General features: G+C 61.9%; 19 protein-coding genes and 1 tRNA gene. 10 read left to right on the forward strand and 10 right to left on the reverse strand.

What is annotated here, in order from left to right; translation table 11 throughout:
- The first annotated feature begins 189 nt into the window (after positions 1-189).
- A complete protein-coding gene (locus BLS48_RS35575; protein WP_167364937.1) occupies positions 190-435 on the forward strand; it encodes a hypothetical protein in 246 nt (81 codons plus the stop codon).
- Positions 436-544: 109 nt separating this feature from the next.
- Positions 545-1,492 (forward strand): LLM class flavin-dependent oxidoreductase, encoded by a 948-nt coding sequence (locus BLS48_RS06205; RefSeq protein WP_091576098.1) that lies wholly within the window; start codon positions 545-547, stop codon positions 1,490-1,492.
- Between the two features lie 23 nt (positions 1,493-1,515).
- Here BLS48_RS06205 and BLS48_RS06210 read toward each other — a convergent pair whose 3' ends face one another.
- The gene (locus BLS48_RS06210) at positions 1,516-2,190 is read right to left on the reverse strand and encodes a cysteine hydrolase family protein (protein ID WP_091576099.1); all 675 of its coding nucleotides are present in this window, start codon (positions 2,188-2,190) and stop codon (positions 1,516-1,518) included.
- Positions 2,191-2,458: 268 nt separating this feature from the next.
- On the opposite strand from BLS48_RS06210, the gene exbB reads away from it, so the two are divergent.
- The 3 genes from exbB to BLS48_RS06225 are packed head-to-tail and all read left to right on the forward strand — an operon-like array spanning position 2,459 to position 4,811.
- Positions 2,459-3,397: a tonB-system energizer ExbB gene (gene exbB, locus BLS48_RS06215; protein ID WP_091576100.1), complete on the forward strand. Its 939-nt coding sequence runs from the start codon at positions 2,459-2,461 to the stop codon at positions 3,395-3,397.
- Positions 3,398-3,423: 26 nt separating this feature from the next.
- Positions 3,424-3,885, forward strand: a complete 462-nt coding sequence (gene exbD, locus BLS48_RS06220) for a TonB system transport protein ExbD (RefSeq protein WP_091576242.1) — start codon at positions 3,424-3,426, stop codon at positions 3,883-3,885.
- Positions 3,882-4,811, forward strand: a complete 930-nt coding sequence (locus tag BLS48_RS06225; RefSeq protein ID WP_091576101.1) for a TonB family protein — start codon at positions 3,882-3,884, stop codon at positions 4,809-4,811. Before exbD ends, BLS48_RS06225 begins: the two co-directional genes overlap by 4 nt.
- 23 nt (positions 4,812-4,834) lie before the next feature.
- Here the strand turns inward: BLS48_RS06225 and BLS48_RS06230 are convergent, their stop codons facing one another.
- From BLS48_RS06230 to BLS48_RS06250, 4 genes are all read right to left on the reverse strand, one after another.
- Complete coding sequence (locus BLS48_RS06230; RefSeq protein ID WP_091576102.1) at positions 4,835-5,155, reverse strand: hypothetical protein; 321 nt, start codon at positions 5,153-5,155, stop codon at positions 4,835-4,837.
- Positions 5,156-5,297: 142 nt separating this feature from the next.
- A complete protein-coding gene (locus tag BLS48_RS06235; RefSeq protein ID WP_091576103.1) occupies positions 5,298-5,549 on the reverse strand; it encodes a hypothetical protein in 252 nt (83 codons plus the stop codon).
- 71 nt (positions 5,550-5,620) lie between these two features.
- Positions 5,621-6,679, reverse strand: coding sequence for a SagB family peptide dehydrogenase (locus BLS48_RS06240; protein WP_244529522.1), 1,059 nt, complete (start codon positions 6,677-6,679; stop codon positions 5,621-5,623).
- A gap of 420 nt (positions 6,680-7,099) precedes the next feature.
- Positions 7,100-7,849: a helix-turn-helix domain-containing protein gene (locus tag BLS48_RS06250; protein ID WP_091576104.1), complete on the reverse strand. Its 750-nt coding sequence runs from the start codon at positions 7,847-7,849 to the stop codon at positions 7,100-7,102.
- Between the two features lie 464 nt (positions 7,850-8,313).
- Between BLS48_RS06250 and BLS48_RS06255 the strand changes: the two genes are divergently transcribed.
- Positions 8,314-9,054, forward strand: coding sequence for a metallophosphoesterase family protein (locus BLS48_RS06255; RefSeq protein ID WP_091576105.1), 741 nt, complete (start codon positions 8,314-8,316; stop codon positions 9,052-9,054).
- A gap of 13 nt (positions 9,055-9,067) precedes the next feature.
- On the forward strand, positions 9,068-10,528 hold the full coding sequence (locus BLS48_RS06260) for a bifunctional serine/threonine-protein kinase/universal stress protein (RefSeq protein WP_091576106.1): 1,461 nt from the start codon (positions 9,068-9,070) through the stop codon (positions 10,526-10,528).
- Positions 10,529-10,619: 91 nt separating this feature from the next.
- Here the strand turns inward: BLS48_RS06260 and BLS48_RS06265 are convergent, their stop codons facing one another.
- Both BLS48_RS06265 and BLS48_RS06270 read right to left on the reverse strand, forming a co-directional pair.
- Complete coding sequence (locus tag BLS48_RS06265) at positions 10,620-12,839, reverse strand: putative bifunctional diguanylate cyclase/phosphodiesterase (protein WP_091576107.1); 2,220 nt, start codon at positions 12,837-12,839, stop codon at positions 10,620-10,622.
- 305 nt (positions 12,840-13,144) lie between these two features.
- Positions 13,145-13,220, reverse strand: a tRNA-Ala gene (locus tag BLS48_RS06270).
- Between the two features lie 160 nt (positions 13,221-13,380).
- Between BLS48_RS06270 and BLS48_RS06275 the strand changes: the two genes are divergently transcribed.
- On the forward strand, positions 13,381-13,671 hold the full coding sequence (locus BLS48_RS06275; RefSeq protein WP_091576245.1) for a YggT family protein: 291 nt from the start codon (positions 13,381-13,383) through the stop codon (positions 13,669-13,671).
- A gap of 13 nt (positions 13,672-13,684) precedes the next feature.
- Entirely contained in the window at positions 13,685-14,008 is a 324-nt protein-coding gene (locus BLS48_RS06280; RefSeq protein WP_091576108.1) for a DUF167 family protein, read from the forward strand.
- A 30-nt stretch (positions 14,009-14,038) separates the two neighbouring features.
- On the opposite strand, the gene BLS48_RS06285 is transcribed toward BLS48_RS06280, so the two are convergent.
- From BLS48_RS06285 to BLS48_RS06295, 3 genes are read right to left on the reverse strand one after another with little or no spacing between them, the layout of a single operon-like run.
- Entirely contained in the window at positions 14,039-14,920 is an 882-nt protein-coding gene (locus BLS48_RS06285) for a MurR/RpiR family transcriptional regulator (protein ID WP_091576109.1), read from the reverse strand.
- A gap of 10 nt (positions 14,921-14,930) precedes the next feature.
- Positions 14,931-15,998 carry an ABC transporter ATP-binding protein gene (locus BLS48_RS06290; RefSeq protein WP_091576110.1) on the reverse strand — a complete coding sequence of 356 codons (1,068 nt, stop codon included), beginning with the start codon at positions 15,996-15,998 and terminating at the stop codon, positions 14,931-14,933.
- A gap of 2 nt (positions 15,999-16,000) precedes the next feature.
- On the reverse strand, positions 16,001-16,771 hold the full coding sequence (locus BLS48_RS06295) for an SDR family oxidoreductase (RefSeq protein ID WP_091576111.1): 771 nt from the start codon (positions 16,769-16,771) through the stop codon (positions 16,001-16,003).
- A gap of 182 nt (positions 16,772-16,953) precedes the next feature.
- Here BLS48_RS06295 and BLS48_RS06300 point away from each other — a divergent pair, with 182 nt between their 5' ends.
- Positions 16,954-18,186: an ABC transporter substrate-binding protein gene (locus tag BLS48_RS06300; RefSeq protein WP_091576112.1), complete on the forward strand. Its 1,233-nt coding sequence runs from the start codon at positions 16,954-16,956 to the stop codon at positions 18,184-18,186.
- Positions 18,187-18,222 lie beyond the last annotated feature (36 nt).

Here is an 18,222-nt window from a genome sequence, read left to right on the forward strand (position 1 = left end):
CTGTTTGATGATTTTCGTTTGCTGGTTTGGCGATTCTATCGCGCGCGCACCGGGCGGCCAATGCACCAAGTGGGTGCAGTGAGAACAAGAATATAGGCCCATTCAGCCGCGCAGGGAGACCATGGAAATGCGAGGTCGATCGGCGGCCAAGATAGCCATCTCAGCAAACGAGAACCAATTTGAGACTATATGGGAGAAAATTATTCTGCTTTTGGCTCAAAAATAGCAATCGACAAAGTCTACAAGTTTTATAGATTAAGCGGCGAGACGGAGGTCGATATGTCCTATATCCAGAACGCTCAGACTGACGGCAACGGCCAGCGGCTGGCCAATGCCCCGACTTTTCGCCCGGCCTATGCCGGAGCTTTCGCCTATCTCGTATTTGCCCTTGCGTTCGTGTTCACCGGGGCAGTTGTCCTGGGCCTTATTCCCTGAGTCGTCGGATCGACCGGGGCTAGCCGCCCACCGCTTCTAGTCAATCGGAGTTGAATGAACCGAATCCTCGGTGCGCTTTTGCGCGCCTGACGTAACGGAGGAGATGGCAATGCCGATCGAGTTCACGCATGTTCCCGGCAAAACGCACCCTGCCGACACTACGGCTCCGTTCTTCTATGATTTCGCCGAAACCGCGACCAAGCTTGGGCTGATCGAGGACAGCGGCTTCCGCAAGATCGTCGTCGACGATTCGGCCGGACTGCTGACCAACATGGATCTTGCCGCCCAGGTGCTCGATCGCACCTCGTCGCTCGAAGTCGTGCTCACCCACTGGGCGGGCGTGGTCGAACCGACGGTGGCGGCGCGCCAGCTGGCATCGATCGACAGGAAAAGCGGCGGACGTCTGGCGCTCAGGATGATCGGCGAGCCGTTGAGCGACGACGATGCCGAGACACGGCCGGCCGGGCATAAGGTCGTCTGGCAGCGCATCGACGAATATCTGGTGCTGCTGAAGCGGCTGTGGTCGAACGACCGCCCCTTCGACCACGAAGGCGCGTTCTACAGCATCAAGGGCGGCTATGTGCCTCGCAAGGGTCCTCACGGCGCCGACCTGACCATCCGCATGGGCGGGCAATCCGGCACGGCGCTCAAGGTGGCCGGCCGGCATGCCGATGTCTTTGAACTGGCGGAGGGCTCGATCGAGGAGGTCCGGCAGTTGATGGAGCGGGTGCGTGGCGCCGCCGCCGAACACGGCCGGGCGAGCAAGCTGCGCTTTGCGCTTCCGGTCAGGATCCACCGGGGTGTTTTCACCACCGGCCACAAGGCGGTCGACGTTTCCGGGCCGCCGGCCCAGGTCGCCCTGTCGCTGCTTGCCTATGCCGGGCTCGGGATCGATGAATTCATGCTTGTCGGCGTCGACACGCCGCGCGAGATCGCAACGGTCGGCCGGGAAACGATCGCCTTGTTGCGCAACTCCCTGGCGCGTCGCGAAACCGACGAATTCCAGCCCGGGGCGTTTGCGTCTCGCACCAGGCCGGAGACGCGTGCAGCGGGTTGATAGATGCCGTGGCGGCCCTTGAACTAGCCTGTCGCGTCGGTCAGCCGTGACAGGGCTTCGATGACGGCGGCGGAATCAGCCAGCGCGCCGAAGACGCCGTCCTCGACCGTCACCATGTGAAGCGCGGCTTCGTGCGCCTGCCTGTCACCGCTGGCGCAGGCATCCGAGATCGTCAGGCACTGAAAATTGCGGTCGCAGGCCTCACGCAGCGTGGTGTGGACGCACACATCCGTCGTGCATCCTGAAAACAACAGATGCGTGATGCCTTGCGCGCGCAGGACAAGCTCGAAATCCGTATAGGTGAAGGCGCTGTTGCAGGTCTTGTCGACGATGATGTCCTGCGGCGCGACGTCGATCTCTGGAACGATCTGAAAACCTGGGCCCGAGCGCAGCAGGATTTCGGTGCCTTCGAGACCGGCGCGCTTGCGGCGCCATTTCTCGTAGGGCGTCATGTCGGCCATATCAGCCCTGTAACCCTGCCTTGTGTGGATGATCGTCAGGCCGGCCCCGCGGGCGGCGGCGATCAGCCGGCTCACCGTCGGCAGGATCGCCCTTAGCGGCGACGGATCATAGCCCTGCCTGGCGAAGTAGCCCGTCGTCGACAGGAAATCCTGCTGCAGGTCGATGACGATCAGCGCGGTGCTTTCCGCAACAAGTCTGCCGTCATAGGGGAAATCGAAGGGCCTCGCCTTGATCATCAGTGGTTCTCTCCTCACCCATCGTGAGGTCCATCCTGACCGGCGAAGTTGCTGCCGTCCACCCATGCAGCAGCCCTAACGCGAAGAAGCGAGATGCTGGGCGACGGCCAGCCGCCGGTTAGACGCCGCCGGCACGTCACGACGATTTGTTGACTGTTGAAGTCTTCTTCAATGTTGACTAGCAATTTCATGTTTTATAGTCAACCGGACAACTCGCTCGCCGAAGCCCGGATCTGGAAATGCGGGCGGCCGCACTGGAGAGAAGCTGTTGTCGAGAAATGGTCTGCTGGCGGCGTTGGCCGCATCCGTGATCCTGTCGGCCGGTAGTGCGGCCGCCCAGGGGCAATCGGGCGCTGCTGCCCGCGCGATCGAGGCGCCCACCGCACCTGCTGCAGCACCTGCTGCTGCCCCTCCAGCAGCGGCGGCGCCCGTGCAACAGCAGCCAGGCATCCAGCCGGTCGCCAGTTCGCCAGTCGAGGCCGGACCGTCGACGGCGATGGAGCTGACCCTGCCGCATGATCTGTCGCCGTGGGGCATGTTCATGGCGGCCGATATCATCGTCAAGGCAGTGATGATCGGACTGGCCTTTGCCTCCCTCGTCACCTGGACGATATGGCTGGCCAAATCGTTGGAGATTTTCAGTGGCAAGCTGCGCATCCGACGCGCCGTCCGGGCCATCGGCGATGCCGCGACGCTCAAGCAGGCCAGCCGCGCGCTCGACCGCAGCGGCGGGCCCGGCGCGCTTCTGGTGCGGGCGGCCGAGGAGGAGACCGCGCTTTCGGCCGGTGCGCTCAACCATGTCCGCAGTGACGGGCTGAAGGAGCGGGTCACCTCGCGCCTGTCGCGCATCGAGGCCGCGGCGTCGCGGCGCATGTCGCGTGGCACCGGCGTGCTGGCGACGATCGGCTCGACGGCGCCCTTTGTCGGCCTGTTCGGTACCGTCTGGGGCATCATGAACGCGTTCATCGGCATATCGCAGGCGCAGACCACCAATCTCGCCGTGGTCGCTCCCGGTATTGCCGAAGCCTTGCTGGCTACGGCGATGGGCCTCGTCGCGGCGATACCGGCCGTCGTCATCTACAACGTCTTCGCGCGCTCCATAGCCGGCTACCGCCAGATCCTCGCCGACGCGTCGGCGGGCGTCGAACGGCTGGTCAGCCGCGATCTGGATTTCCGCGCCGTCTCGCCGACGACGGCAGCGGGATGATGGCGGCGCAGCAGCGGAGCAACGCCATGGCAGGCAGAATTCGACAGACCATGGACGACGAGCTCGAGGAGAGCCATGAGATCAATGTCACGCCGTTCATAGACGTCATCCTGGTGCTGCTTATCATCTTCATGGTCGCCGCACCGCTGGCAACGGTTGATGTCAACGTCGATCTGCCGGGCTCGACCGCAACGCCCGCGCCACGACCCGAGACACCGCTGTTCCTGACGTTGAAGGAAGATCTGACGCTGGCGATCGGCAACGATGCCGTGTCACGCCCGGCTTTCGCCGCCACGCTGGACAGCAGAACCAGGGGCGACAAGCAGACGCGCATCTTCCTTCGCGCCGACAAGTCGGTCGGCTATGGCGACCTGATGCAAGTGATGAACCTGCTGCGCGGCGCCGGCTATCTGAATATCGCGCTGGTCGGCCTGGAAACATTGCCCGCGGCCGCCGCCCCGGCCGCCACTGGAGCGGCGTTGCCATGACGCCATCGGCTGCCTTGCCCATGGTGGAGCTTTCGCGTTTCGGTTGGCGCGATATTGGCTTGTGGGCAGGCGCGGCCCTACTGGTCCTTGGAGCCCATGTCGCGGTTGCCTATGCCGTGCAGAGCTTCAGCCTGGTCGACGAATCGGATGGCGGCCCGCCGCCGGCCCAGGTGATCGAGATGGCGCCGATGGTGGCAATGCCGGCTGTGGAAGAACAGATTGCCGCGCTGGACGCGGTGACGCCCGATCAGACCGAGCCGGAGGCGGCACCGGAAAAGCCGGTGGAACAGATGCCGGTTGTCGAACAGGAAGCGGTTCCGCCCGACGAGACCGAACCCGTCCAAACCGACGTGGCTGAACAGGCCGACCAGCCGCCGTTGGAGGAAGTCGTCCCCGATATTGTCGAGACCGTCGCGCCCGACGTGATCATTCCGCTGCCGCAGGCGAAACCGGTCGAAGCGCCCAAGGAAAGGAAACCGGTTGAAGCCAAGGCGAAAAAGCCTGTCGAGAAGCCCAGGCCGCGGCCAAGGAAGGAGAAGGCGGTGCCGCCGAAGACGGCAACCGTCGCCAGTGCCGACGCTAGGCCGGCGGCCAAGACAGCCGCGCCGAAGTCGGCCGAAACGGCTTCGCGATCGGGCGTGAACCCCGCCAGATGGAACTCCAGCCTGGCGGCCTGGATCAGGCGGCATACGCGCTATCCGAGTGCGGCGAGGGCCCGACGCGTGGAAGGCGACGTGAGGGTCACATTCACGATCGATTCTTCCGGGCGCGTACTGTCCGCCCGGATGGCTCGTTCTTCCGGCGACCCGGATCTCGACCGTGCGGCGCTCGCCGTGCTTCAGGGCGCCACGGTGCCGGCGCCACCGGCGGAACTCGGTTCCCGTGTCAGCCGTACGGCCCCCTTCGTGTTCAGCCTGCGCAAATAGGGGCCGGAGCAGGGATCAGCCGATCAATAGCGCTGCGACAGGCACAAGGCCTCGACCTGTTCCAGATAGAAGCGGCATTTCGTGCGCAGGATCCTGAGGTTCGGGTCGTCGGCACCATTGATGTCGATGGTCCGCATCATGAAGTCAAAATGGGCATGAAAGGCGTCCACCGCGCCCCAGAGACTGTCGGCCTGGCAGGTCTCGGCGATTGCCATCGAGATGAGTTGGCGGGCCTCGACCCGCGCGGCATCCGGCGATGGCGGCCGCCCGGCGATCAGGGCGTCAAGCCGGCTGAAAATGCTTTCCCTGACATCAATGCCTCTGATGTTGACAGTCATGTTCATTGGCGAGGTCCCCCTGAATTCCGAGAAAAGCGTGTGACGGTCTTCCGTCTGGAATTGCGCAAAAAACGACTGATTGGAGCGGGTTCAACGATTCTGTCGGACAACGCCAGCCGCCGCGCATGCGGCTGACGATTGCATGCCGCTACGCTCTCCTCGGCTGGGCGCGATTGTCTTTTGCGTGCAGCTTGGAGTGCAGCGGGTTGCCGCTGAACTGCGCATGCCTCGCCGGCCGTGCGCCGCGAAGAGCGTCGAAGGCCTCGGCATAGGCCATGCCCAAGAGATAGGAGATCATCGGAAAGCGGCTTGCTTCGGCCATCTGCACCAGCTCGTTGGTCATCGACGAAATATATTGAAGGCTGTCTATCTCGGACTGGCGTAAGGACTGATTTGACACGTGCTGCTCCTGTCGTGATCGGGTGGAACTCAGGGAACGTAGTACTGGCCGTTCTGGACATACTAAGTCGACTAATTGATCGATTGGCCCACTGAAGACGGGCATGTTTGCGGAGTCGAGATGGTCAAGGCATAGACGGGCGCGTCGGTGAGGCGGTCCAGGCCGAGCAGGCGCTTGATTGCCGAATGACTGAGCGCGGCCGTGGGGCACGCCGACAAGCCATGATTGGTCGCCGCCAGCATGATGTTCTGGCCGATATGGCCGGCCTCGATCAGCACGACACGATAGGCGTTGGCATCCTCGTACTTCCACATAGTGCGATCGAGCTTCGCGCACAGCAGGATCAGGCATGGCATGGCGTCCGCCCACTCCTGCCCGCCGACCAGTTCGGAGATCTTCGGCAGGTGGTTTGCGGAAATCCTGCCAAGGTCGTGATCGGCGGCGGAATAGTGGTAGACGCCGGGTTCGAGACCTTCGACCGCCTGCGCGACCACATAGGCCTCATAGGGATTTCTCGCGCCGCCGGAAGGCGTCATGCCAAGCGGCAGGGCGCCGACGCAGTTGGTGGTCTCGCCGGTAATGCCCATGCCTGCAAACAGGCAGTCGGAAAGCTGTTCCGACGTGATGGTGGGCGTCGCCGCCGTGCGGTTGGTGCGGCGCCGCGCCATCAGGGCGAGAAGTTCGTTGTCTTCCAATGCGTTCGGCAGGCGAATGGCGCCCGGGGAATTCCTGAGCAGGAGGTCCGGCTGCGGCGTGTGAACGGCGCGTTCGATCTGCCGCTCTTCCGCCTGCTCGATGGTCATGAACTCGCTGTCCTGCACGCAGAAATGCATCAGCGCGGTCGGAATGCCCCAGTTCCATTGTCCGGTGAACTGCGCCTCCTGTTCGGCGAGCGGCGATCCGGCGGTCACCAGGGCGGAAAAATCGAGCAACCGGGGAACGACAGCCTTCAGTTCGGACTTCGACCATCCATGGGCGCGGGCGATATCCGCTATCGACGCCCATTTGTCCCACGAAGCGAGAAGACCGATCACCTCGGGGCCGCATTCAAACACGTTCCTGGTCAGGAAATTGCACCCGGTGACCTTGTTCGGTCCAGGGTAGAAAACAAGCGTTTTTGAAGAGCGCATTTTCATGATGCTGAATGCCGTCCGTGGAGCCGAGGCGCCGACGAGCAAACCGCTCATCGGCGCCGAACGACTTCAGCGCTTGTTGTAGTGCATGCCCTGGGAAAAGAAGGCGGCCTGCGTGCCGGCGGCAATCGTCAGCTTCGGAGCCGTGTTCACTTTCTTCGCCATTTTCATCCCTTTCCTGACCCCCATGGGATCTGTTGAAAGACCCCCAAAAACGGGATCCGCAACAAGAAAGGTAAGTTCGAAAGAGTTAGCGGGTTATTAAAATAGCAGTAAATCTGCTATCCGAAGAACACGTCGTGAATTATATTTCTTTGCTGGAAAGTGTAAAAAATCGATTTTACTCAAACACAGAGTAAACTATCGTTGGTGTACGCTTTTTCGGTGTATCTTGTTCATATTTAGCGTAAGCCATGGCTAGCCCAACCCGTCGCGGGCGAGACTGACCACGAGCGGGTCGACGCCCGGATCGTCGAGCCTGATGACATGCGCCATTTTGATCGCTTGTCTTGGCGGGATGTTGGCTACGTCCTGCCGCATGATGACGGACACGAATGCTGGCCCGGCCTCCGTCAGAAGCATGGCCTTGCCGGTCAGCACCGGCTCCGAGATGGGAGCCCACTGCACGGAGATCAGCGACGGTTCGCCGGTCTGGCGGCGATTGATTCCGCTGAAATAGATCCAGTTCAGGCGTGCGATCGCCACACCATAGTGGTTGCCGCGCGCACGCGCCCAGGTCGACCCCTGGCGCTCCGACCATCCGGTGACCCGTCGGAACGTGACCAGCTCGACGTCACGCCGCACGAACGTCACCGACCGCATCAGGAGGTCGGGATGGGTCGGGATCGAAAAATAAGTGAAATAGGTGCCCCCCGCGATCGATGGACTGGGAGGGCGGATCATCTGTTTGAACAGCGCCTCGGAAATCGGCGGCAGGCCGCTGGCCGCTGGCTCGGGGGTGTCGGGATACTGGTACAGCTCGGCTTCGTTGATGCGGAAGTAGTCGCATATCAGCTTGGCGGTGGCTTTGTTCGGAACGGTCTGTCCCTGCAGGTAGCGTTCGAACTGCGTGCGGTTGATATGCAGCTCACGGCACACCGCGCTTACAGAGGCATGTTCCTTGCAGAGTCGTCTGAGGTTTGCAGCGAGATTCTCGCGAAGTGACACGTCTTTGCTTCCGCAGGGGGATTCTTCATTTCGATTCGAAATCCATATAGCGCCTTCGGTCGCCCCCCGCCCGAAACGCTCCGATACAACACACAGAAAAAAACCGATTAGATAACGTCAATGTAACGACGGACCCGCGAAAAAAAACAGCGGCGATCCAGTGGCGGCCATCGCCATAAGTCCAATTGACAACAGTTTTGCCGGAGACTTTGAGTCGGGGCGCAATGGCGCGCGTTTCTCCTGTCGCGGAGAGCCGAAAAACGATTGTTCCGCTGACGGTGGACGCGTTTTGCGCCGAACCAGTCCCTACCGGTTCTTGATCCAAATCAAGCAGCTAACCGATCAGGGCCCTAAAACCCTGTTTGGCTTTTTTGGCGACTGGGGGGATGTTGGGTACTGGGCCAGCTGATATCCGTCGCGGCAAGTGACTTGCGATGTTCCGCCGATCCCCGGGATAATGTTGAATGCGCATCGCGATCCTGTCCGACATCCATGCCAATCGCGAGGCGTTCGACGCGGTGCTGGAGGCTGTCTACAAGCGTGAACCGGACCAACTGGTGTTGCTGGGTGATCTGGTCGGCTATGGGCCTGATCCCGTCCATGTGGTCGAGAAGGCCGCCGATCTGGTAGCCCAGGGGGCGCTTTGCGTTCTCGGCAACCACGATGAGGCGGTGGTTCTGAACCGGAGTGATATGACCGAAAATGCGCGGTTCGCCGTCCAATGGACCCGCGAACGCCTCGCTCCGGCGCATTTCGATTTCCTGGCGCGATTGCCGCTTTCGCTGCAATCCGAAGACCGGCTGTATGTGCACGCCAGTGCGGAGCGGCCGGCAAAATGGTTTTATATACGCGACGTCGACGCAGCAGAACGCTGCCTGTCGTCAAGCGATGCCCGTTTCATTTTCTGCGGCCATACCCACGTTCCGGCTGTCTATTACGCGCTGCCGGGCCGCCGGCCGATCCATTTTCGGCCGCTGGACAACGTGGCGGTGCCTTTGTCCGCGCTGGCACGGCATCTGGTGGTTGTCGGTGCGGTCGGCCAACCCCGCGATGGCAATCCGGCGGCGTGTTATGCTCTCGTCGACACGGAGCGGCACGAGGTCACGATGGTTCGTGTTCCCTATGATCACGAAGAGACGGCCCGCAAGATCCAGGCCGCCGGTCTGCCCGGGTGGCTTGGCATGCGTTTGAAGATCGGCCGCTGAGGAGGCGTATTCCATGCAACGGTTTGAGGCAGGGACAGTCATCGATGGTTTCGAGCTGGTCGAAAAGCTGCCCACCGGCGGCATGGCCTCGCTGTGGCGCGCGACCAACCCGCGGTACGATTTCCCGCTTGTGCTGAAGATCCCTTTTCTCGACCCGGGCGGGGATGTTTCCGTCATCCTCGGTTTCGAGGCGGAGGAGCTCATCCTGAAACGCCTGTCGGGACCACATGTGCCGCGTTTCGCGGCATCCGGCAGTCTGGCGCAGGTTCCCTATATTGCCATGGAGTTCGTGGCCGGCACCGGCCTCGCAGATGTCGTAGGCAACGCGCCGCTGCAGGTGGACGAGGTGGCAAGAATCGGAACCGAGATCGCGACGGCACTTGCCGCCCTCCACCGGCAGAAGGTCGTTCATCTCGATCTCAAGCCCGAGAACATCATCCTTGCCAAGCGCGGCGCGGTGCTGCTCGACTTCGGGCTCGCCCGGCACGCGGAGCTCCCCGATCTTCTCGGCGCCGAAAGCTCCGTGCCGATGGGCACCGCCGCCTATATTTCGCCCGAACAGGTGCTCGGAGAGAGATCCGATCCCGCAAGCGATCTGTTTGCACTCGGTTGCATCCTTTATCAGCTGGCGACCGGCGAAGAACCGTTCGGGCGTCCGGCGACTTTCGCCGGGATGAAGCGCAGGCTCTATCATGGCCCCAGGCCGCCGCGAGATATCAACGAGGCCATTCCGCGGTGGCTGGAAGCCATCATCCTGCGATGCATGGAAGTGGACAGGTCTCGACGATATGTCGAGGCCGCACAGGTTCTGTCCGACCTGAGGAACCCCGACCAGGTAGTGGTTGTCAGACGTAAGCCCCAGGATGTGGGTGTATGGGCTGCGATCACGAGGCTGTTTCGCAAGACGGATGAGAGATCGCTTGTCGGCAAGCCGACCATGTCGAGGACACAGGCCGGACCGTCAATTGTTCTTGCCGCGGTCGATCTAGCCAATGGCAGCGATGCGCTGGCAGGCGAAGTTCTCAGCGAAACCGCTCGTGTGCTTGCATCGCGCGAGGATTCCTGGCTGGCCTGTGTAACGGTGCTGAAGACCGAGATCATCGGCGAGGCGCCGGCGGCCGACGAAACGGGTCGCTCGGAGTATCTGAGGCGACTCGTCGCACTGAAGGACTGGGCCCGTCCGCTGCACCTGCCGGAAGACCGCATCAGCTACCATGTCCTGGAGGCGGTCAGCGCCGCCGATGCGATCCTCAACTACGCCGAGCACAATGACGTCGGACACATCGTCGTTGGAGCAAGGGCGTCCTCGGCAATTCGCCGTCACCTCGGCAGCGTCTCGACCAAAGTCGTGGCGCAGGCCCTTTGCTCGGTTTCAGTGGTCCGCCTGAAGGCGGTCGAGGAACAAGGGCTGCACCGCAAGGCCCCCGAGCCTATCGCGCCAGTGGAGCGGGAGAGCGCCGAACCAGATCAATGAACACGGCGCCAAGGCAGCTAGGACGCCAAGTAAATCAAGGCGAAATCGACAGACGCGCTCCTCGGCTTGGTCGCACGTCAACCCGTTCGTCTCATGCGGAAGCGCGTCGGGATAAAACTTCCTCATCCAGCAGCTCTTGAAGTCTCATTTTCGGCACAGGCCTTGAGAGCAGGAAGCCTTGAAGCTGGTCGCAGCCGAGCTCGCGCAGATAATCGCATTGGCTCTCGGTCTCAACGCCTTCGGCAGTGGTGCTAAGGCCAGTGGCGCGCGCCAGGTCGATAATCGCCTGAACGATTGCCTCGTCGCCATTCGAGCGGCCGAATCCATGCACGAAGCTCCGGTCGATCTTGATCCTGTCGACTTCCAGGGTCTGCAGGCGCCCCAATGATGAAAACCCAGTGCCAAAATCATCGAGAGCGAAGCGCACTCCGATGTGGCGCAGCGCCTCGATGTTGTGCTTGCATTCGGTCCGGCGCTCCAAAAGTGCGCTTTCTGTCACTTCCAGTTCGAGGCGCCGCGGATCCATTTGCGCCTCCAACAAGATGGCGGTCACTTTCATTGCGAAAGCCGGATTGTTCAGTTGCAAGGCCGATACGTTCACGGCCAGGGTGTCGATCTTCCAATGGGCTGCATCGCGGCACGCCTGCCGCAGGACCAGTTCGCCCAACTGATCGATCAACCCTGTTTCCTCGGCCAATGGTATGAACAGGTCCGGGGGGACCCAGCCCCGATCCGCGTGCGACCAGCGGGCCAGGGCTTCGACGCCTATTATCTCCTTTGTGTCGGCCGTATAGAGCGGCTGGTAGTGGACCTGGATTGCGCCAGGCACTTCCAGCGCCTTGCGCAGCTCCTGCTCAAGGCCCTTTCGCATCGCCAGCGTCTGGTCCATCTCCGGCACAAAGAAGGCGTAGCTGCTGCGACCCGCAGCCTTGGCGTGGTAGAGTGCCGTGTCGGCCTTCCTCACCAGTTCGACCTGATCCAATCCATCCTTGGGAGCAAATGCGCATCCGACACTCAAGCCAATAAAGACTTGCATCCCTGAGACTTCAAACGGCCGGCGGGCGGACTCAATTAGCCGGTCGCACAAAGCCTTGACATCATCTTCCCCTCCGACCGAGCGTCGGATGATGATGAACTCGTCGCCGCCCAGGCGGGCGACGGTGTCCGCTTCCGTGGTTAGCCGCCTCAGCCGATCGGCGAACTCTCTGAGCAGCTCATCGCCTGCCGGATGGCCAAAACTGTCATTCACCTGCTTGAATCGGTCGAGATCGAGGTAAAGAATGGCGAACTGCTCGCCCGTCGAGGGTAGACGCATCAGGGCATCGGCCAGTCGTTCGTTGAACTGGCCGCGATTGGGCAAGGCCGTAAGCAGATCATTGTGTGCGAGATGAAAAATCCGGTCCTCAGATTCTCTCAACTTCAAACTCCGCCTGCGAAAGGCGATCAGGCCCAAAATCACGCCACCCAAGACCAGCCCAAACAAAGTTATAAGAATAGGGGCCAGCTGGAAGAGTACAAAGGCTCCAGGGCGATCTGGTTGCCACACAAAAAAACCGATAGTCGAACCAGACCTGCTGTGGAGGGGATAAGACGTCTCGGCCGAGGATTGTAAATTTACCCAGGAGAATCGCGCGCCGTCCAGAAAATAATCTTTTCTGAAGGAGGTGACGAGATTGCCATCGAGAAATCGGATCGCAACGTGCAGAAATTCCTCACCCTGTACCTGGGCGATGTTGCCGCTGTCGGTTACGACCGGCTTTATGCTGACAATGGCAGGGTGGCCCGAGACAATGGCCAAGTCGGCAACCCCTATCGTGAGAACTTGCTCCGAGACGCCTTCGGTATCCCCCCGTTTGAGCCTTGCCCTGAGGTCCTCAACAAGGCGTCCGGTGGTCCCCTTTATGGAAGTGTAGCTGCCAGGGTCGGCCTTCGAACCGTCTATCGATGCGTAGACAGGCGCATCAGTTGGATCGAGAATGTAGATCTCGTCTTGACCGAAGTAGGTGTGCATCCAACTGCCTAGATTGGTGTCGATCCACTTGTCGTCCCGTTTGCGCAGCGCCGTTACCGCGTCGTCCCAGACTGTAACGCTCTCCTGGTCGTGTGCGACTCCGCTTTCCAGCTTGGATACAATCAGGGCAACCAGGCTTTGCTGCCGCGATACGGCAACGCTGTCGGTCTGAATCGTGGACCATAGCAGAAGCCCCGTGGTTGCGATTGCGATGAGTAGCGTTAACCCAATGATGGGCATCGCCATTCGTAGCAGAAAGAGCCGAAGGGTGGGTTCGTTCGAATGTCGAGGCAGTTTCATGCGACATATCTAATCCTCAACGGCTTCCATACTCTTAACGTGACCGCGCGGAGAGCACGATCTGAAGCACACGCCTCCGACGCCATTGACGTGGAGGTTCATAGGATAAGCGGTCGGGTCTTTTTGACGGGCCAAGCCGGCGCTCGCTGAGAATCGCGAAAGCGGCCAATGATGCCTGGCTTAACCCCGCCCCCGGTTCCCATATCGCAAAACGCGAGCGGCCCGTCTTTGGGAGGGCGGTTATGCGCGACCAAAAGCGACGCTCAGTAAATGGCGAGTCTTTTCAGGTGTTGGGAAATTTCCGCTGGTGGAGCTGAGGAGGATCGAACTCCTGACCTCGTCATTGCGAACGACGCGCTCTCCCAGCTGAGCTACAGCCCCGTCCAGCGGATGGCGCATTTATCGGGCGCGGTGGTTTTCTGTCAAGGCGGCGTTTCGTGGAAATCTCCGGCCGCCGAACGCCGGGCCGACGCGTGGCGGAAGGCGGCCCTTGCCGGTTTGGCGCGCAATGGCTACATGTCGGCAACAATTGGAGACCGGCATGATCGCCCTCATTCAAACAATCGTCATGGCGCTTGACCTGTACTGGTGGGTCATCATCGCCTCGGCGATCTTTTCCTGGCTCTACGCTTTCAACGTCGTCAACTCGCGCAATCAGTTCGTCGGCAGCATCGGCAACATGCTCTACCGGCTGACCGAGCCGGCCTTGCGGCCGATCCGCCGTTTCATGCCGGACCTTGGCGGCATCGACATTTCGCCTATCATCCTGCTGTTGATCCTGTTCTTCCTCCGGCAGTTCCTGCTCACCACCGTGCTGTCGCTGGTCGTCTGAGGCTGGCGGTTCCATGAGCTCACCGTTTCGCTTGCGCGATGGCGGTGTCGACCTGTTCGTGCGGCTGACGCCGAAGGCCGCGCTGGACAGGCTAGAAGGTGTTGAAACTTCGGCGGACGGGCGAAGCCATCTGAAGGCCCGCGTCCGCGCCGTGCCGGAAAACGGCGCCGCCAACCAGGCGCTGCAACGGCTTGTCGCCAAGGCACTTGGCGTGCCGGCGTCGGCGGTGTCGGTGGTTTCCGGCGGCACGAGCCGCCTGAAGACGCTTCGCATTTCAGGCGAGCCGCGAGCCCTGGCGGAGAGCATCGACGCACTCGTCGCGCGGTCCGGCAGCTAGTCCAACCGCTTTGACAGACTCAGCCGGCGCTCAGTCGCCGAGCGGCAGGCGGGGATCGTCGACTTTCAGCGTGTTCACGCTCTGCTTGATGCGGCGCAGATTCTCGAGGACCTTTGGTCCGCGCGTCTCGGCGACCGAGGTGACGAGCATGTCGACGATCGCCAAAAGGGCATAGCGCGACGATGTCGGCTTGTAGATGTTGCCGTCTTCCAAGGGCTGGAAATGGATCACCGTGTCGGCGGCCTTGGCAAGTGCCGAGTCCGGCGCCGTGATGGCGACGGTGGTGGCGCCATACTGCTGGGCGACCTGCACGGCATCGATGACCGAACGCGCATAGCCGGAAACGGAGAAGGCGACCAGCGTGGTGTCGGGCGTGGCAACGGCCGCGTACATGCGCTGCAGTTGTCCGTCGATCTGCGCCACCACCGACATACCCAGCCTGAACAGCCGGTTCTGCATTTCGGTCGCCATCATCGACGAGATGCCGCCGGATCCGATGCAAAGCACATTGCCGGAGACAGCGATCCGCGCGGCGACGCCGACCAGCGTCGTCATGTCGAGATTTTCGCTGGAGCGCTGGATGGCGGCGATCGCCGCTTCTGTGATGGCCGACGCGATACGCTGCTCGCGCGCGTCGCGGCTCAATGGCTCCGGCGACAGATACTGGCCGCCGATGGCGATGGCCTGCGCCAGATAGAACTTGAAGTCGCGCAGGCCCTCGCAGCCGAGGTTGCGACAGAACCGCGTCACTGTCGGCTCGCTGACACCGACGCGCGCGGCAATTTCCGAGATCGCCGCCTTGGAGACGAAGTCGAGGTCGGCAAGCACGAAACCGGCGAGCTTGCGATCCGACTTCGTTCCGTCCTGCGACATCAGTTGCAGGCGGGTGATGATGTCGGCCGGCGTCTTCATGCGTGTGTTTTCATAGCGGCAGGCCTGTCGCCTTGTCGAACAGGTGGATGTTGCCGGGATCGACGGTCACCGGCAGCAGATCACCCGGCCTGACCGGTACCCTATCGCGGAACACGGCACGTACCGTATCAGCGCCAATGGCGCCATAGACATGGGTTTCGGAGCCGGTCGGTTCGACGACATCCACCTTGATCGCCATCGCGTCGACAGCCTCGCCGATGACGAAGTGTTCGGGGCGGATGCCGGCTTCCACCGCACTGTCCGCCGGCACCGTCTTGCCGACAAGCGCAAGCCGTCCGCCGCCGGCCGATTCGAACCAGGTTTTCTCAGGCGTTGTCTTGAGGGCCCCGGAAACAAAACTCATCGACGGGGAGCCGAGGAAGCTGGCGACGAATTTGTTGGCCGGCCGGTCATAGAGTTCCAGCGGCGCCCCGACCTGCTGGATCCTGCCGCGGTCCATCACCACGATGCGGTCGGCCAGGGTCATGGCTTCGATCTGGTCGTGGGTGACGTAGACAATCGTCGATTTCAGCCGCTGATGCAGCGCCTTGATCTCGACGCGCATCTGCACGCGCAGTTGCGCGTCGAGGTTGGACAGGGGCTCGTCGAACAGGAACACCGACGGCTCGCGCACGATGGCGCGACCCATGGCGACGCGCTGGCGCTGGCCACCCGACAGCTGACGGGGATAGCGGTCGAGATAGGAGAAGAGATTGAGGACGCCCGACGCCTTCTTGACCTTCTGGTCGATCGCGGCGCGCGTTTCGCCACGGATCTTCGGGCCAAAGCCGATGTTGTCCGACGCTTTCAGATGCGGGAACAGCGCATAGGACTGGAACACCATGGCGATGTTGCGCTGCTGCGGCGGCAGTTCGTTGGCGCGCACGCCGCCTATCAGCAGGTCGCCGGAGGTGATTGTCTCCAGGCCGGCCAGCATGCGCAGCAAGGTCGACTTGCCGCAGCCGGATGGCCCGACCAGAACGACGAACTCGCCGCTCTTGATATCGAGGCTGATGTTCTCCAGGATCTTGTGCTGCCCGAACGATTTCGACAGGTCGCGGAACTCGACGTCGGTCATGATCACGCTCCCAGAATGTCGTCGATGAATGGCAGGCAGCCGGCCGTCAGTCCGGCATCCACGGGCATCACCACGCCTGTTACGCCCGATGCGCGATCGGACGCAAGAAAGGCGACGGCTTCCGCCACTTCCGAAGCGTTGACGATGCGACCCAGCGGATAGAGCCGCTGCAGCTTGCCGAGGATTTCGGGATCCTTGGCAAGGCGGTGGTCCCAGGCGGCGGTGCGGATGGAACCCGGACACACGACATTGGCGCGCAGGCCGCCGCGGCCGAGCTCGACGGCGATCGCCTTCGCATAGGCATTGATGCCGGCCTTGGCTGCCGCGTAGGCAGGGTTGCCGAAATGCGCGATGGCATTGACCGAGGAGATGAAAACGACACTGCCGGAGCCGCGCCCGGCCATTGCCTTGACCAGCGGGTCGGCGAAAGTCATCACGCCGGTGAGATTGAGATCGAGCTCCTGCTCTATCTTGCCGGGGGTGAGCGCGGAGATCGTCTCGGCGCGAGTCCAGCCGGCGTTGTTGATGAGAATGTCGGGCACGCCGTCCCTGTCGAGAATGGCGCCGATCGCCGCCGCTATCGAATCCCGGTCGACAAGATCGAAGACGTGGCGGGAGGCAAGATGCGGGCTCATCAGCGCTTCGCTCGACTGGTCGCAGCCGACGACCCTGGCGCCCCTTTGCGCCATCAGTGCCACGATGGCCGTGCCGAGGCCGCCGCCCGCGCCGGTCACCACGACAGTCTTGCCTTCGAACTCGGCTTTCGAAACCACCGCGCGCCATCCTCCGGGAGTTCTGACGGATCACGTCAGGCCTAGTCCTGTAAATGTAATTAAGCAACAGAATAATCCGCTTGCAAGCCTTGAAATCATCGATAATGTAGGAAAGTCACATAAATCTTCTGCTCCGGCAGCGAAGAGGCGCGCAGGCGCAAAATCAAAATGGGAGACATCAAATGAGCCTTGCAAAATGGACTGTCGGCCTGATGGCCGGAATGAGCATGCTGGCATTCGCGGCGCAGGCCAATGCGGGCGAGGTGCGCGTCACCGTCGCCGAATACAGCGCCAAGACTGGCCCTTATTTCGACAGCGTCAAGAAGGAGTTCGAGGCGGCGAACCCTGGCATCACCGTCAAGTTCGAAGTGGTGCCGTGGGACGTGCTGCTGCAGAAGCTGACCACCGACATCACCGCCGGCACCAATGCCGACCTGTCGATCATCGGCACACGCTGGCTGATCGACTTTGTCCAGCAGGGCGTTGCCGAGCCGCTCGACAGCTACATCACGCCCGATTTTAAGGGCCGCTTCATCGACACGTTCCTGTCGCCCTCGATCATGGAGGGCAAGACCTACGGCCTGCCGATCGCGGCGTCGGCGCGCGCCATGTATTACAACAAGGAGCTGTTCGAGAAAGCCGGCATCGCCAATCCGCCGGCCAACTGGACCGAGCTGCAGGAAGACGCGCGCAAGATCAAGGCGCTCGGTTCCGGCACCTTCGGCTTCGGCCTGCAGGGCAAGGAGATCGAGACCGACGTCTACTACTACTACGCGATGTGGTCCTACGGCACCGAAATCCTCAACAAGGACGGCACCTCCGGCCTCGGCACGCCGGGCGCGCTTGAAGCCGCCAAGCTCTACAAGTCGATGATCGATGAAGGCCTGACCGAGCCGGGTGTCACCTCCAACAACCGCGAGGATGTGCAGAACCTGTTCAAGCAGGGCAAGGTCGGCATGATGATCACCGCGCCCTTCCTGTCCAACCAGATCAAGGACGAGGCGCCGAACCTGAAATACGGCGTGGCGGCCATTCCGGCCGGACCGACCGGCGCGCGCGGCACCTATGGCGTCACCGATTCCATCATCATGTTCAAGAATTCCAAGAACAAGGACGAGGCCTGGAAGCTGCTCGATTTCCTGTTCACCAAGGAGCAGCGCGCCAAGTTCACGCAAGGCGAAGGCTTCCTGCCGGTCAACAAGGAAGAGGCCAAGATGGACTACTATGTGAACAATGCCGATCTGGCGGCGTTCACCGCCCTGCTGCCCGACGCCCGCTTCGCGCCGATCATCCCGGGCTGGGAGGAGGTCGCGCAGATCACCTCCGACGCCATGCAGAAGATCTATCTCGGCGGCGACCCCGAGGCAGGCTTGAAAGACGCCGCGGCCAAGGCCAACGCCGTGCTGAAGAAATAGGGCGTCTCTCCAGCGCTCGTGGCGCGCCCCGACGAC

Origin of the sequence: Mesorhizobium qingshengii (assembly GCF_900103325.1) — a bacterium.
Classification (GTDB): Bacteria; Pseudomonadota; Alphaproteobacteria; order Rhizobiales; family Rhizobiaceae; genus Mesorhizobium; species Mesorhizobium qingshengii.

What these genes read in the sequence shown, in the direction of transcription:
- BLS48_RS06205 (WP_091576098.1), top strand. Translation starts at nt 545, where the DNA reads ATGCCGATCGAGTTCACGCATGTTCCCGGCAAAACGCACCCTGCCGAC.
- BLS48_RS06260 (WP_091576106.1), top strand. Translation starts at nt 9,068, where the DNA reads ATGCAACGGTTTGAGGCAGGGACAGTCATCGATGGTTTCGAGCTGGTC.
- BLS48_RS06300 (WP_091576112.1), top strand. Translation starts at nt 16,954, where the DNA reads ATGAGCCTTGCAAAATGGACTGTCGGCCTGATGGCCGGAATGAGCATG.
- BLS48_RS06240 (WP_244529522.1), bottom strand. Translation starts at nt 6,679, where the DNA reads ATGCGCTCTTCAAAAACGCTTGTTTTCTACCCTGGACCGAACAAGGTC.
- BLS48_RS06265 (WP_091576107.1), bottom strand. Translation starts at nt 12,839, where the DNA reads ATGAAACTGCCTCGACATTCGAACGAACCCACCCTTCGGCTCTTTCTG.
- BLS48_RS06285 (WP_091576109.1), bottom strand. Translation starts at nt 14,920, where the DNA reads ATGAAGACGCCGGCCGACATCATCACCCGCCTGCAACTGATGTCGCAG.
- BLS48_RS06225 (WP_091576101.1), top strand. Translation starts at nt 3,882, where the DNA reads ATGACGCCATCGGCTGCCTTGCCCATGGTGGAGCTTTCGCGTTTCGGT.
- BLS48_RS06210 (WP_091576099.1), bottom strand. Translation starts at nt 2,190, where the DNA reads ATGATCAAGGCGAGGCCCTTCGATTTCCCCTATGACGGCAGACTTGTT.
- BLS48_RS06280 (WP_091576108.1), top strand. Translation starts at nt 13,685, where the DNA reads ATGAGCTCACCGTTTCGCTTGCGCGATGGCGGTGTCGACCTGTTCGTG.
- exbD (WP_091576242.1), top strand. Translation starts at nt 3,424, where the DNA reads ATGGCAGGCAGAATTCGACAGACCATGGACGACGAGCTCGAGGAGAGC.
- BLS48_RS06275 (WP_091576245.1), top strand. Translation starts at nt 13,381, where the DNA reads ATGATCGCCCTCATTCAAACAATCGTCATGGCGCTTGACCTGTACTGG.
- BLS48_RS06255 (WP_091576105.1), top strand. Translation starts at nt 8,314, where the DNA reads ATGCGCATCGCGATCCTGTCCGACATCCATGCCAATCGCGAGGCGTTC.
- BLS48_RS35575 (WP_167364937.1), top strand. Translation starts at nt 190, where the DNA reads ATGGGAGAAAATTATTCTGCTTTTGGCTCAAAAATAGCAATCGACAAA.
- BLS48_RS06290 (WP_091576110.1), bottom strand. Translation starts at nt 15,998, where the DNA reads ATGACCGACGTCGAGTTCCGCGACCTGTCGAAATCGTTCGGGCAGCAC.
- BLS48_RS06230 (WP_091576102.1), bottom strand. Translation starts at nt 5,155, where the DNA reads ATGAACATGACTGTCAACATCAGAGGCATTGATGTCAGGGAAAGCATT.